Below are 12560 nucleotides of genomic sequence, written 5' to 3'. Positions count from 1 at the left end.
GACCGCGACATGAAACGCCGGCGGTGGAAAAACAGAAAGATCATCCTGGTCCTCGGCTCGCTGTGGATCATGGGGTTCGCCGCGTGGGCGTTCCTGCTGTGGGACCTGCTCGCGACCTCGGTCAACGAGGGCGTGCTCGAAGGGCCGCGCGAAGGCGTGTTCTGGACCGCCGCGCAATACCGCAACGTCTATACGCGATTCGACCGGCAACTGATCCTCTACGCGACGCGCGAGGACGACGACTTCGATCACGTGCGGATGCAGCTCGACAGCCTGTCGGTGTCGTTCGGGTTCCTGCAGCGGCCGTCCGAAGTATCCGAATACTGGCTGCGCATTCCGCGCGCGCGCAACGAGATCGACGCGCTCGGTGAATTCATGACGCGCCTGAAGCAGGAAGTGCCGCCGCTGCGCGACACGCCGAAGAACGCGCGGCAGGTGATCGACGAAGTCAATGCATACTGGCCGAAGGTCAACGGCCTCGCGAACTACTTCCGCGCGATCGAGATGGCGCAACGCGATTTCACTTTCCATCAGCTGAAGGAAAAGCAGCGTGCGATCCTGATCCTCGGCATCGTGCTCGGCGTGATCCTGTGCGCACTGTTCCTGCTGCTGTTCTACACGATGCGCACGCGCGACGACCTGCTCGAACGGCAAAACGCGGCGCTCGACGCCGAGCGCAAGGCCTCCGACCGCGCGTTCGAGATGATCGAGGCGAAGAACGCGTTCCTCGGGATGGTCAGCCACGAGCTGCGCACGCCGCTGCAGGCCATCTGCGGGTCGATCGAGATCCTGCTCGCGCGCCCGCAGTCCGACGCGAACCTGAAGACGATCCGGCGGCTGCAGAATTCCGCGCTGTCGCTCGAAGCACTCGTCAAGGACCTCACCGACTACATCAAGCTGCGCTCGACGAAACGCCTGGCCGAACTGGATACCGTCGGAATCGCGCCGCTGCTCGCCGAAGCGATCGAACCGTTGCGCGAGAAGATCCTGGCCAAGCGGATCACGGTCGAACAGCGGATCGAGCCGCCGGGTCTCGCGATCCGCTCCGATCGCAAGCTGCTGCGGCAGGTGCTGTCGAACCTGATCGAGAACTCGGTCAAGTACACGCACGGCGGATCGATCAAGGTGTCGATCACGCTCGCCGACACGCCGGCCGGCCAGCAGGTGAAGATCGCCGTGCACGACACGGGCGCCGGCATCGCGAAGCAACACCTGTCGAAGATCTTCGAGCCGTTCTATCGCGCGAACGACGCGGTCGGGCTGCATGTGGACGGGATCGGCATGGGGCTCGCGGTGGTGCGCGAAATCGTGACGACGCTGCGCGGGCATGTGGACGTGCGCAGCGTGGTCGGCGAAGGCAGCGAGTTCATCGTGACGCTGCCGGCCGAAGTGCCGGGCATCGACACGGCCGGCCACGCGGCCGGCGACGTGCCCGCACTGCCGCCCGCGATCGCGCTCCGCGACCGGCGCGCGCTGGTGGTCGACGACAACGACAACGCGCGCGAAACGCTTGGCGCGATGCTGTCGGCCCTCGGCATCGAGGCCGATCTGTGCGGCACCGGGCAGGAAGGCGTCGCGCGCTTCGGCACGGGCCGCTACGACATCGTCGTGCTCGATCTCGAACTGCCGGACCTGAGCGGCTTCGAGGTCGCGCGGCGCATTCGCGCGGCGGCGGAACTCGACCACGACGGCCGCCATCCGGCGATCCTCGGCGTCAGCGCATATGAGTCGGCCGCGCTGCGCGAGAACAAGCAGGTGTTCGATGCATTCCTGCCGAAACCCGTCCATTTGCGCGAGCTCGGCACGCTCGTCGAGAAGCTGCTCGCCTGAGCAGGCGCATCGCCCGTTCCCCGTTCCCGCCTACTCGCCGATCAGATGCAGCACGATGTCGCGCCGGTGCGCCGCGCGGCGATGCTCGAACAGGTAGATCCCCTGCCACGTGCCGAGCACCATGCGCCCGTGCTCGACCGGAATCGACAGCTGCACCTGCGTGAGCGCCGTGCGCAGATGCGCGGGCATGTCGTCCGCGCCTTCGGTGTCGTGCTCGTAGCGCGTGTCGTCCTCGGGCGCGAGCGTCGCGAAATAGCGTTCGATGTCGCGCCGCACCGACGGATCGGCATTCTCCTGGATCAGCAGCGACGCCGATGTATGGCGGCAGAACACGGTGACGAGGCCGGTGCGGATCGCCTGCTGGTCGACGAACGCGCGCACCTGCGGCGTGAATTCGACGAGGCCGCCGCCGCGCGTGTCGACGCCGATGTGCGTGAGGGCCTGTTGCATCTCGGCCACCTCAGGCCAGCGCGGCGAAGCCGTCGGCTTCGATCTGTTTCGCGTCGGCGGGGCGCACGACGCGCGCGACCTCGACGCCGTCGCGCAGGAAGACGAGAGTCGGCCACAGCTTCACGCCGAACGAGCGGCCGAGCGGGCGGCCCGGGCCATCCTCGATCTTCAGGTGCCGCACCGCAGGATGCTCGGAGAACGATGCGGCGATCGCGGGCTGCGCGCCTGCGCAGATCCCGCACCAGTTCGCGCCGAATTCGATGACGGTTGCGCCGCCCAGTGCGTCGACTTCCGCGCGCGTCGGCGCATTGGCGGTGTAGCGTTGCTCGGTGTCCATCGGGCCCTCGTGTGCGTTGGCGGAACGGGGCCGCGCCCGCGAGCGTGGTGCGGCGGTCGCGGCCGACGATTTCCTACTCTAGCGGAAAAGCGCGCGCGATGCCGGCCGGTCGCGGCGCCCGCGTCCTTCGGGAATGACACGACAAGATTCGGAGCGCCGCGCCGCCGCAACCGGATCAGCATGCGGACTGATCCGTCACCGAGGGCACCCGCCATGAATGCGCCGCACTGCGTCACCGAACCGAACATCCTCTATTTCGGCACGCCCGTCGTGCTGGTCAGCACGCTGAACGAAAACGGCACGCCCAATCTCGCGCCGATCTCGTCCGCGTTCTGGCTCGGCTGGCGCGGCGTGATCGGCATCGCCGCCAGCTCGCAGACCACCCGCAACCTGTTGCGCACCGGCGAATGCGTGCTGAACCTGCCGTCGTCGGCGCAGGCGGACGCGGTCGACCGGATCGCGCGCACGACGGGCACGTATCCGGTGCCCGACGGCAAGCGCGCGAAAGGCTACGTATTCGAACCCGACAAGTTCGGCACGGCCGGGCTCACTGCAGCCACGTCGCAAACCGTCGCGCCGCCGCGCGCGCTCGAATGCCCGGTGCACATGGAAGCGGTCGTCGCGGCCGCGCACGGAATCGGCGACGAGGCGCCGGACCTGCGCGGCCATATCCGCGTGTTCGAGTTGCGCATCCAGCGCGTGCACGTGCATCCCGACCTGCTGATGGACGGCCACGCGGACCGCATCGATCCGGACAAGTGGTCGCCGCTGATCATGAGCTTCCAGAAGTTCTACGGGCTGGCGCCGCGGCAGGTGCATGCGTCGCGGCTCGCGGAGATTCCGGAGCGCGCGTATCGCAGCCCCGACATCGAGCGTTCGCGTGAAGCGGGCATCTTGACCGGCGCCGGACGGTAACGAAACGCCCGGCGCAATGGCAGCGAAGCCGGCGCTTCGTCGTGCCTCCACCGGCGGTATCGACGCGGCTGCGCCGCCCCCGCACCGCCGGCCCTGTGCATCGCCGTGCCGATCGCGCGGACCGACACCGCGAGCCTATCCCGCCTCTCGGCTCGCCACGCCTTCCATCCATTGCCCGAACGCGGACACCGCGGCATCGTCGGCACGATCGGCGCTCGTCACCAGCATGTAGTCGTCAGCACGCCATACGGGCGACGCGATCGGACACACGAGGCGCCCCTCGGCGAGATCGCGCCCGATCAGCGGCAACGACGCCAGGGCCACGCCGAGCCCCTCGACGGCCGCGCCGAGCTGAAGATTCACATGATCGAATTCGACATGACGCGCGGCGCGCAGATCGGAAGCACCCGCCTCCTGCAACCAGTGCGACCAGGCGGAGCGCGTCGTGGCCGAATGCAGCAGGGTGTGATGGCGCAGGTCGGCCACGCTTTGTATCGGATGCCGGCGCAGCAACGCGGGATTGCAGGCCGGCACGCGCAGGTCGGGCATCAGCGGACGCGATACGACGCCCGCGCCCTGCTCGGGACCGGAACGGACCCCGATATCGAAAGCGTCGGCGACATAGCGCAACTTGCGCGATGTCGTCGATACCCTGACGTCGATGTCGGGGTACCGCGAATGGAAATCGGCGAGCCGCGGCAGCAGCCAGCACAGCGCAAAGCTCATCGGCACATTCACCCGCACGACGCCCGATATCCGGTGCTTGAACGTGTCGTGGCGCAGCCGCCCCACCGCGGTACCGAGGCGCTCGAACACGTGGCTGACGTCATTCAGCAGCGCGGCTCCTTCGTCGGTCAACACGACACCGCGCGGACGACGGTCGAACAACGGCAGGCCGAACCAGTCCTCCAGCAGCCTGATCTGCTTGCCTACGGCCCAGTGGGTGACATGCAGCTCCAGCGCCGCCCCCGCGAAGCTGCCGTGCCGCGCGACCGCGTCGAACGCGCGCAGCGCATTGAGCGGGGGCAACTCGCCCCGGTGCTTCGCCGTGTCCTGGTTGTCGTTCATGACGTGACTTTTTCTCTCTGTTGACGCAATTTTAGTTCAATTGAAATGGCCGCGACCTCAACCATAAAATTGACACTTCGAGCGCGAAAGCGAAGCCACGAACGGCTTCCACCGACCGCTCGCACGGAGCGAACGACGATGCGCCTGCCGGATTTTTCCCCGCCCATGATGCGGGAGACCGCGTCACCCCGACGGCGCGTGCTGTGGCTGTCGTGCCTTGCGCACGCCACGCACGATGGCTATACGGACATGATCTACGCGTTGCTGCCCGTGTGGCAGTCGGAATTCGGGCTCGACTTTGCGGCCCTGGCGATCCTGCGCGGCGTCTATGCCGGCACGATGGCGACGCTGCAGTTGTCGGCGGGGCGCCTCGCGCAACACCTGGGCAGCCGCACGACCCTCGCATTCGGCACGCTGCTCGCCGCGCTCGGCTATGCGCTCGCGGGCCTGTCGGGCGGCCTGCTCGGTCTGGGCGTGGCGCTGGCGATTTCGGGCGGCGGATCCAGCACGCAGCATCCGATCGCATCGGGCGCCGTGTCCCGCCTCTATGGACGCGACGCGAGAGGCCCGCTCAGCATCTACAACTTCGCCGGCGATCTGGGGAAATCCGCACTGCCGGCCGCCATTTCGCTGCTCGTGACCCTGATGCCGTGGCGTCACGCGCTATGGATCGTCGCCGGATTGGGCTGCATCGTGGCCGCCGTCATCGCGCTCTGGTTTCCCGCCGTGCCGCGTGGCGCCGACAAGACGGCGGCCAAAGGGCAGGCGTCCGCTCAACGCAGCGGCACCGGCGGAAGCGGATTCACCACGCTGTTTTCCATCGGCGTGCTCGATACGGCGGTACGCATGGGACTGCTTACCTTTCTGCCTTTCCTGCTCAAGGCAAAGGGTGTCTCGCCGCAACTGCTGGGAACGGCGCTTGCACTCGTTTTCATAGGCGGCGCGGCCGGCAAATTCATGTGCGGCTGGCTGGGCGCGCGCCTGGGCATGGTCAGGACGGTGCTGCTCACGGAGGGCGGTACGGCCGCGTGCATCGTCGCGGTGATGTATCTCCCGTTGGCACTTACCATGGTGCTGCTGCCGATTCTGGGTATGATGCTCAACGGCACTTCGTCGGTGCTGTACGGAACCGTTCCGGAGATGTCCGCACCCGAGCGTACCGAGCGCGCATTCGCGATTTTCTACACGGGGACGATCGCATCGGGCGCGATCTCGCCCGTTCTCTACGGTTTCCTGGGCGACAGGATCGGTGTGCATGGCGCCACGTATGCGACCGCGTTGACCGCCCTCGCGATCTTTCCGCTCGCCCTCGCACTGCGCCCGCATCTGGCGGATGACTGAACAGGATGAACACCATGACGAACGCTGACTCCCCGACCGTCGCACTCGTCGGTCCGGGCGCAATCGGAACGACCGTCGCCGCGGCCCTTCACGAAGCCGGCCGCACACCGGTGATCTGCGGCCGCTCGGCCCACGCGCAGCTGAAGCTGCGCTTCGACGGCGGCGAGATCGTCGTGCCCGGGCCCGTCCTGACCGATCCGCACGCGGTCAAGGAGCGGTTCGATCTCGTGTTCGTTGCGGTGAAGTCGACGCAGATAGCGAGCGCGGCACCCTGGGTCTCCGCGCTATGCGATGCGAATACCGTCGTCTGTGTGCTGCAAAACGGCGTCGAGCAAAAAGCCGCGTTCGCACCGTACGCGGCCGGCGCCACGGTCGTGCCGTCGGTCGTCTGGTTTCCGGCGCAGCGCGAATCGGGCGCATCGGTGTGGCTGCGGGGCAAGCCTCGGCTCACGCTGCCCGATACGCCGGCGAGCAACGTGGTGGTCGCCGCGTTGCACGGCACGCGCTGCTCGCCGGAGGTCGCGGAGGATTTCATCTCCCTCGCGTGGCGCAAGCTTTTGCAGAACGCAGTAGCGGGACTGATGGTGCTGACCGGTCGCCGCGCCGGCATGTACGCGCGCAGCGACATCACCGAACTGTCGCTCGCCTACCTGCGGGAATGTCTCGAGGTCGCGCGGGCCGAAGGTGCGAAGCTGGGTGATGAAGTGCCGCAGGAAATCGTCGATGGACTGCATGGCTATCCGCCGGACTTGGGTACGTCCATCCTGGCCGACCGGCAGGGCAACCATCCGCTCGAATGGGACTGCCGGAACGGCGTCGTGCAGCGATACGGACGAACGCACGGCATTCCGACGCCGATCAGCGATCTGGTCGTGCCGCTTCTCGCTGCCGCCAGCGATGGTCCGGGCTAGTCGCAAGGAAACCCACGCGCATCCGATCGACGCGCGACTCCCCGCCTGACCGGCCATGACATTCGGCCGCAAGTCACTGGCTCGCGCCGCACTGATTCTCGTCAGCAGCGAAGGGCGCTTCGTCAACGGCATGAACCGGAATGCCGACGGCGGGATGCGCTGCGATGACCTCCCGCCACGACGCTCACTCCGCCGCTCGGTGATACATCGCAACGTAGCGAGCCCGTGCAATCACTTTTCCGTGCATCTGGTATGCAACGAGAGCCGGGCTCGACGTGGCGTTCACGTCGATACCTGGAACCGAGAGCGCCGACGCCGTGACGACGTATCGGTGCGACTCTCCCTGAGGCGGGCAAGGCCCGCCGTATTTCGCCGTCCCGAAATCGGTCAGCGTTTCGATGGCGCCTGCAGGCATCCGCTTCGGATTGCCGGACGCGCCCTTTTCGATCGACGCTTCCGACGCCGGAATATTGACGACGCCCCAATGCGTCCAGCCCAGCCCGCCCGTCGGGGCATCGGGGTCGTGAATGGTCACGACGATGCTCTTCGTTCCGCGAGGAAGATAGGACCACGAAATGCGCGGCGAGACGTTTTCGCCATGGCAGCCAAATCCGCCGTAGACCTGTTCATTCCCGAACCGGCCATGGTTCAGGTCATCGACTTTGACGGAGAACGTTCCCGCGACGGCGATTGTCGGCACGATCGACAAGAGCATCGCGGAGCAGAGGGTCGATCGCGAAAGGAAATTGAATGTCATGGTGTGCTCCGTTGAAAAGGAGGGCGTTTCCGCGGCGGGCAAAAACGATCCAGCCGAACGAAGCGCGCGGGTTGCCGGCTTCCTTGCGGCAGATACGCCGGGTTGAAACATGAAACAAGCGTTGTACAACCGGCGTTGACGCAAATTGTAGATTTGGATTCCCAACGTCGGTAGCGTCGCCCACGCGTTCACCATGTTGTCTTGATAGCAACAATTGACGACGGGCATGTCTTGAGATTGCGATCGCGACCGTCACGCTGAAGTGGCGGCGGCACGAGAAGCAGGCATCGCAAACCGGCCGACTGCGTCTCGCGGAGCATTCGCGCGTGCCCGCAATCGGCCGCCGTGCGCGCCTACGACCGGATGATCCGACTCCGTGCGAATCGCCCGGTTGCGTCGAAGAATGCATCCCGGCGAATCAGATAACATACGGGCCGCCACCTTTCCACGATCAAACCGACGGAGCGTTTTCAGTGATTCAACCGACCCCTGTATTCAAGGACAACCTCGCGCAACTGCCGGCCATCGACGGTATCGCACGCATCGATCTCGCCGGCGCGAACGGCGACGTGGTCGCGACCATCGAGAACCAGCCGGGCAAGCAGGGCTCGCTCGCGGTGTACCACTATCTGCAGCAGGCATTCGGCACGCTCGACGCGAAAGCGGCCGAGCATGGCCTCGCCGTGTTCGCCGAACACACGGCCGACGCACGCAACCGCCCGGGCGCGCACCCGAACGTCGATCGTCTGCTGGCGATCGTCGACGGCGGCGAAGCGCTGCGCATCGACGTCGTCGCGAAGGACTGAGTCGTTGGCGGCACGCGTGCGGAACACCGCGATCGTTGCATCCGTATCAGCTTCTCCGGAAACCGCTCGCGTGTCGCGCTTCGGTGCGCTGGCCTGGGGCCGCCGTTTCGCGACGGCAACCACGATCGCCACTGTTGCCTGGGCCGCGCTCGGCGGCACGGCATCGGCCGCCCCGCCGCGGACGGCGTCCGATATTGCCGGCGCATCGCTCGTGCCGCTCGGCGTGCTGCCGCATTCACCCGAGAACGGTTCGCTCGATCCGTTTTGCACGCGATATCGCGCGAAGGCGACCACCGCGGCCGGCCGCGAAGTCGCGAAGCGCGACTGGATCGTGACGTCCGAGGCGCCGCTCGGGCGCTACACGGTCGTCACGTTCTCGAGCGGCTTCGGCGCCGGCACGAGCGCGATCTGCTTCGCGCGCAACGGCAACATCGGCGTATTCGACGGCACGACGCTCGTCGCGCTCGGCTATACCGCGCGCAAGGCCGGCTGGCAGCTCGGCTCGGTCGATCGGCTGGAAAACGGCGCGCTGCTGATCTGGGGCGGCGACGGCCCGGCACCGCCCGTCGGCGAGCTGCATGAAGAGAACGGCGGCCTGCGCTTGACCGGCGTCGCCGCCGAAAGCACGCACTGCGGCGGCCGCGCGGTCGTGCCGAACGTGTACGGCAAGCCGCTCGACGCGGCACGCAGGATCCTGATCGCGCATGGCTGGCAACCGCTGCCCCCGCGCGAGAAGCCGGAAGCCACGGATGGCGCGGCAACGCTCGCGAAGCACGGCATCATCGAAGCCGAAGCGTGTTCGGGCACCGGGATGGGGTATTGCGCGCTGCGCTACCGGAATGCGGCCGGCGTGCTCGGCGTGACGACGGTCGGCGGCGAGCCGGACAAGCCTTCGGCGAATACCGTGATCGACTACCAGGTCGCGTGTCGCAAGCAGGGGGCGCGCTGATCGCGCGAGCATGATGCCTGTGTCATGCGATCCACACCGTCCGGCCATCGTCCGTTCGCTCGATTGACCGCGCTCACGTGCCCTCCTAAACTGACCTCCCTTTTACGCCGCACCGACAAAAGGGACTGCCATGATCGACTTCTCCACGCTCGCGCTGTTCTCCGGCGCATGTCTCGCGCTGACGGCCACGCCCGGCCCCGACATGCTGCTGATCGCGTCCCGCAGCGTGAGCCAGGGCCGGCGTGCAGGCTTCGCGACGCTCGCGGGCATTCAGGCCGGCACCTACTGCCACGCGCTCGCGGCCGCGCTGGGCTTGTCGCAGCTCTTTGTCGCAGTGCCGCTCGCGTATGACGCCGTGCGCTTCGCAGGCGCCGCGTATCTGCTGTATCTCGCGTGGAAGACCTTCCGTTCGGATGCGACCGCGCTGTCGCCCGTCGCGTCGCCACGCCGCCACTCGACCGCGACGATCTTTCGTCAGGGCCTGACGACGAACCTGCTGAATCCGAAGATGGCGTTGTTCGTGCTCGCGCTGTTTCCGCAGTTCGTGCGCCCCGAGCACGGTTCGATCGCCGCGCAGATTCTCGTGCTCGCGACGGTATTGAACCTGATCGGGCTCGTCGTGAACGGCGCGGTCATTCTCTCCGCGAGCCGGCTGAGCCGGCGGATCGGCGCGCGCCGCCAGCCGTCGAAACTGCCTCAGTATCTGCTTGGGTCGGTGTTCGTCGGGCTGGCGGCACGGCTTGCGGTGGCAGGGCGAAACTAACTCCGTCATCCGGCCGTGGTGCCTGCCCCACCCTGACACCGGATCGCGTACTTGCCGGACCCGAATTTCCTGAAAGCCGTCGGGTCCGAACGCCGTCTCCGCTATCTCCGACCGCAGCAACAAGGTCTCGAACGTTCCCTCACCGCTGACCAACCGCCTGTACCCGCATCCGCGGTCGGTCACTGTTCTCGCGAATACATAACATATTTGTTACCGTGTTGAATCATGCTTGTGAGATTCGCTTCTTCAATGAGCGTGTCGAGGTTGGGGTAGCGTCGTTACCCGCGACCTTGCTTGCCCGGTTCCTTGCACTCGCCGACCGCATGGCGCAGTACGGCCCGAATCTGGGCGAGCCCCACACCCGACCGATGGGAAACGGGCTGTACGAAATGCGATTGAAGGGCGCGGAAGGTATCGCCCGGGTGTTTTACCGCGCGATTGTCGGCCGGCGTATCGTCATGCTCCCCTCTTTCGTGAAGAAGACGCCCAAAACGCCGCGGAAGGAACTGGAAACCGCCCGTCGTCGATCGAAGGAGGTTCGAGATGGCAACGTATAAGGAACTGCGCGAGCGTGCGTTGGCCGCTCCCAAGGTGCGCGCCGAATACGAACGGCTGAATCGCGAAGAATTCGCGCTGCTCGACGCGATGCTGGCGGCTCGGCGAGCGGCCGGCTTGTCGCAAGCCGACGTGGCGGAACGGATGGGCACGAAAGCGCCCGCCATTACCCGGCTCGAACGAGCGCTCGCGACGGGCCGGCACTCCCCGTCCATCGATACGCTGCGCAAGTATGCGGCGGCTTGCGGCAAGCAGCTCGTCATCTCGTTTGCCTGAGTCACGCGCCCGCGACACGATCGCTTTCTCCTGCCCTCCTTCAAGCCCTGCATCGCGTCAGCGGACGCGCCGCCGATTCCGTATCGCACTTGCCCGTCAATCGGCCTCACACCCGCGCGTATCCGCCACCACCCGCAACGCGCCGCTCTCGAGCAAGCTCGCCGGCGTCACCGTGCGGCGGCGCCACGGGATTCGCCCGAAATACCAGATTTTCCAGAAACCGAGCGGATGATCGGGATTCCGGCGCAGCAGCATGTCGAAGGTCTCGACATCGCCGAGCACGATCCGCGTCGCATCCCGCACGACTTCGCGCACGAACCGCGAGCAGAACTGCCGGCGCGACGCGAGATTGAAACCCGTGTCGTAGACCACGCCGATCCGGCGCATCGCCGCGTCGACGAGCCGGCGTCGCTGCGCGGCGTCGAGCGGCTGCTTGAGCCGCGCGATCACGCATGCGCCGCGATCGGAACGCGCGAGAAACCGCGACATCGTCGTGACGCGCGACAGCGGGAACGTGCTCTCCGCGATCAGCGTTTCACCGCCGCGCGCACCGACCACGATGCCGACGTGATTCGTCCATGAGCGCGTGGCGCTCGCTACCTCGAGGAACGGCCGCACGGTCACACGAATGAACACGATGTCGCCGATCTCCGGTTCGACCGGCAACGACACATCACGCGTTTCGGGAGAACCGACGAAGAAGAGACGCCGCCGGCCCGCGCCGGGCGAGCGGATCATGAGCGGCTGGCGGCCGGTGTCGACGACCATACGGACCTCGCGCGAGTGGTGATGGCGCGAGCATGTCAGCAGCGGCCGGGCTTCGCATCCGCTTCCTGTGCGAGGGCGGATATTCGCGCCGCCCGGTGGCGGATTCCGATACCGGCGTGAAGCGGCGCGCGGGCGCCGCTGCCTTCAGCGCGTCGCGCCCAGCGCCACGCGCAGCCGCTCCATCAACTGCGTGTAGTGGCGCAGCACGTCGTCCCTCGGCACGACATTCGCCGTCGCGAAACGGTCGGACCACGCGGGCTTCCACTCGTACGAACCGTGCACGCTGCGATCGCCGTCGGGCGCCTGGATCAGCGAGCGGATCCGCGCGTCGCGGCCCGGGCCCGTATGCACGTCGAACAGCGCGTGGATGTACGTGTGATAGGCGTCGTACACGTCGTCGTCGAACAGGTAGCGGTAGATGTGGAACGTGCGGTCGAGCTCGCGCTTCGCACGGATCACGTCGTCCGGCGAGATGTCCTTCCAGTAGCCGATCCACGTGTAGAAGCACAGCAGCATGTTGAGCTGAGGCGCAACGGCGTCGTACAGCGCGAGCCGCTTCTCGATCAGCCGCTGGTTGGTCCACTGCACGAGTTCGAGCCGCTTCAGCCGGCGCGCGACGAGCCAGCCGAGACACGCGACCGACAACGGCGTCAGCACGCCGAGCACGAGCTTGACGATTTCCAGCGAATTCCACGGATTGTTGATTGGCTGCATGAATGGCCCGACAAGAAGAAACGCATTCACGGCAACGCATGTCCGGCGCGCAGCGCCGCGTGCCCGATCGCGTCGACATTGACCGTTAGTTGCTTGCACATCGAACGTCGCATCACCGCG

At 66.6% G+C, this 12560-nt stretch carries 15 protein-coding genes; 9 read left to right on the top strand and 6 right to left on the bottom strand.

Going from position 1 to position 12560, the window contains the following annotated elements; translation table 11 throughout:
• The first annotated feature begins 9 nt into the window (after positions 1-9).
• Positions 10-1830, top strand: coding sequence for a hybrid sensor histidine kinase/response regulator AtsR (gene atsR / locus AC1VVG_RS21330; protein ID WP_124670173.1), 1821 nt, complete (start codon positions 10-12; stop codon positions 1828-1830).
• Positions 1831-1860: 30 nt separating this feature from the next.
• On the opposite strand, the gene AC1VVG_RS21325 is transcribed toward atsR, so the two are convergent.
• A complete protein-coding gene (locus AC1VVG_RS21325) occupies positions 1861-2280 on the bottom strand; it encodes a secondary thiamine-phosphate synthase enzyme YjbQ (RefSeq protein ID WP_034188617.1) in 420 nt (139 codons plus the stop codon).
• Positions 2281-2290: 10 nt separating this feature from the next.
• Positions 2291-2617: a thioredoxin family protein gene (locus tag AC1VVG_RS21320; RefSeq protein WP_482836171.1), complete on the bottom strand. Its 327-nt coding sequence runs from the start codon at positions 2615-2617 to the stop codon at positions 2291-2293.
• Between the two features lie 213 nt (positions 2618-2830).
• Here AC1VVG_RS21320 and AC1VVG_RS21315 point away from each other — a divergent pair, with 213 nt between their 5' ends.
• Positions 2831-3532, top strand: coding sequence for a flavin reductase family protein (locus AC1VVG_RS21315; protein WP_226227030.1), 702 nt, complete (start codon positions 2831-2833; stop codon positions 3530-3532).
• Positions 3533-3667: 135 nt separating this feature from the next.
• Here the strand turns inward: AC1VVG_RS21315 and gcvA are convergent, their stop codons facing one another.
• Positions 3668-4600 carry a transcriptional regulator GcvA gene (gcvA, locus tag AC1VVG_RS21310; RefSeq protein ID WP_059559978.1) on the bottom strand — a complete coding sequence of 311 codons (933 nt, stop codon included), beginning with the start codon at positions 4598-4600 and terminating at the stop codon, positions 3668-3670.
• Positions 4601-4738: 138 nt separating this feature from the next.
• Between gcvA and AC1VVG_RS21305 the strand changes: the two genes are divergently transcribed.
• Complete coding sequence (locus AC1VVG_RS21305) at positions 4739-5941, top strand: MFS transporter (protein ID WP_482836169.1); 1203 nt, start codon at positions 4739-4741, stop codon at positions 5939-5941.
• A 14-nt stretch (positions 5942-5955) separates the two neighbouring features.
• The gene (locus AC1VVG_RS21300) at positions 5956-6852 is read left to right on the top strand and encodes an oxidoreductase (protein WP_482837199.1); all 897 of its coding nucleotides are present in this window, start codon (positions 5956-5958) and stop codon (positions 6850-6852) included.
• Positions 6853-7036: 184 nt separating this feature from the next.
• Here the strand turns inward: AC1VVG_RS21300 and AC1VVG_RS21295 are convergent, their stop codons facing one another.
• A complete protein-coding gene (locus tag AC1VVG_RS21295) occupies positions 7037-7609 on the bottom strand; it encodes a YbhB/YbcL family Raf kinase inhibitor-like protein (RefSeq protein ID WP_124608165.1) in 573 nt (190 codons plus the stop codon).
• 473 nt (positions 7610-8082) lie between these two features.
• Here AC1VVG_RS21295 and AC1VVG_RS21290 point away from each other — a divergent pair, with 473 nt between their 5' ends.
• From AC1VVG_RS21290 to AC1VVG_RS21270, 5 genes are all read left to right on the top strand, one after another.
• Positions 8083-8415 (top strand): DUF2322 family protein, encoded by a 333-nt coding sequence (locus AC1VVG_RS21290; protein ID WP_034188557.1) that lies wholly within the window; start codon positions 8083-8085, stop codon positions 8413-8415.
• A gap of 88 nt (positions 8416-8503) precedes the next feature.
• A complete protein-coding gene (locus AC1VVG_RS21285) occupies positions 8504-9364 on the top strand; it encodes a hypothetical protein (RefSeq protein ID WP_241013018.1) in 861 nt (286 codons plus the stop codon).
• Between the two features lie 130 nt (positions 9365-9494).
• A complete protein-coding gene (locus AC1VVG_RS21280) occupies positions 9495-10127 on the top strand; it encodes a LysE family translocator (RefSeq protein ID WP_482836167.1) in 633 nt (210 codons plus the stop codon).
• A gap of 215 nt (positions 10128-10342) precedes the next feature.
• Entirely contained in the window at positions 10343-10684 is a 342-nt protein-coding gene (locus AC1VVG_RS21275; RefSeq protein WP_482836165.1) for a type II toxin-antitoxin system RelE/ParE family toxin, read from the top strand.
• Entirely contained in the window at positions 10671-10958 is a 288-nt protein-coding gene (locus AC1VVG_RS21270; RefSeq protein WP_034188559.1) for a helix-turn-helix domain-containing protein, read from the top strand. The genes AC1VVG_RS21275 and AC1VVG_RS21270 overlap by 14 nt, the downstream gene beginning before the upstream one ends.
• 96 nt (positions 10959-11054) lie before the next feature.
• On the opposite strand, the gene AC1VVG_RS21265 is transcribed toward AC1VVG_RS21270, so the two are convergent.
• Positions 11055-11726 (bottom strand): YebB family permuted papain-like enzyme, encoded by a 672-nt coding sequence (locus tag AC1VVG_RS21265; protein WP_069704390.1) that lies wholly within the window; start codon positions 11724-11726, stop codon positions 11055-11057.
• 144 nt (positions 11727-11870) lie between these two features.
• A complete protein-coding gene (locus AC1VVG_RS21260) occupies positions 11871-12440 on the bottom strand; it encodes a hypothetical protein (protein WP_034188561.1) in 570 nt (189 codons plus the stop codon).
• Positions 12441-12560 lie beyond the last annotated feature (120 nt).

Source organism: Burkholderia sp. L-4 (genome assembly GCF_056856535.1).
Note: the sequence above shows the minus strand (reverse complement) of the source record. Positions and strands in the feature narration are given on the sequence as shown.

Excerpts from the sequence above, each read along its gene's own strand:
- gcvA (WP_059559978.1), bottom strand. The coding sequence starts at position 4,600 with ATGAACGACAACCAGGACACGGCGAAGCACCGGGGCGAGTTGCCCCCG.
- AC1VVG_RS21265 (WP_069704390.1), bottom strand. The coding sequence starts at position 11,726 with ATGGTCGTCGACACCGGCCGCCAGCCGCTCATGATCCGCTCGCCCGGC.
- AC1VVG_RS21320 (WP_482836171.1), bottom strand. The coding sequence starts at position 2,617 with ATGGACACCGAGCAACGCTACACCGCCAATGCGCCGACGCGCGCGGAA.
- AC1VVG_RS21260 (WP_034188561.1), bottom strand. The coding sequence starts at position 12,440 with ATGCAGCCAATCAACAATCCGTGGAATTCGCTGGAAATCGTCAAGCTC.
- AC1VVG_RS21325 (WP_034188617.1), bottom strand. The coding sequence starts at position 2,280 with ATGCAACAGGCCCTCACGCACATCGGCGTCGACACGCGCGGCGGCGGC.
- AC1VVG_RS21305 (WP_482836169.1), top strand. The coding sequence starts at position 4,739 with ATGCGCCTGCCGGATTTTTCCCCGCCCATGATGCGGGAGACCGCGTCA.
- AC1VVG_RS21300 (WP_482837199.1), top strand. The coding sequence starts at position 5,956 with ATGACGAACGCTGACTCCCCGACCGTCGCACTCGTCGGTCCGGGCGCA.
- atsR (WP_124670173.1), top strand. The coding sequence starts at position 10 with ATGAAACGCCGGCGGTGGAAAAACAGAAAGATCATCCTGGTCCTCGGC.
- AC1VVG_RS21295 (WP_124608165.1), bottom strand. The coding sequence starts at position 7,609 with ATGACATTCAATTTCCTTTCGCGATCGACCCTCTGCTCCGCGATGCTC.
- AC1VVG_RS21280 (WP_482836167.1), top strand. The coding sequence starts at position 9,495 with ATGATCGACTTCTCCACGCTCGCGCTGTTCTCCGGCGCATGTCTCGCG.
- AC1VVG_RS21315 (WP_226227030.1), top strand. The coding sequence starts at position 2,831 with ATGAATGCGCCGCACTGCGTCACCGAACCGAACATCCTCTATTTCGGC.
- AC1VVG_RS21270 (WP_034188559.1), top strand. The coding sequence starts at position 10,671 with ATGGCAACGTATAAGGAACTGCGCGAGCGTGCGTTGGCCGCTCCCAAG.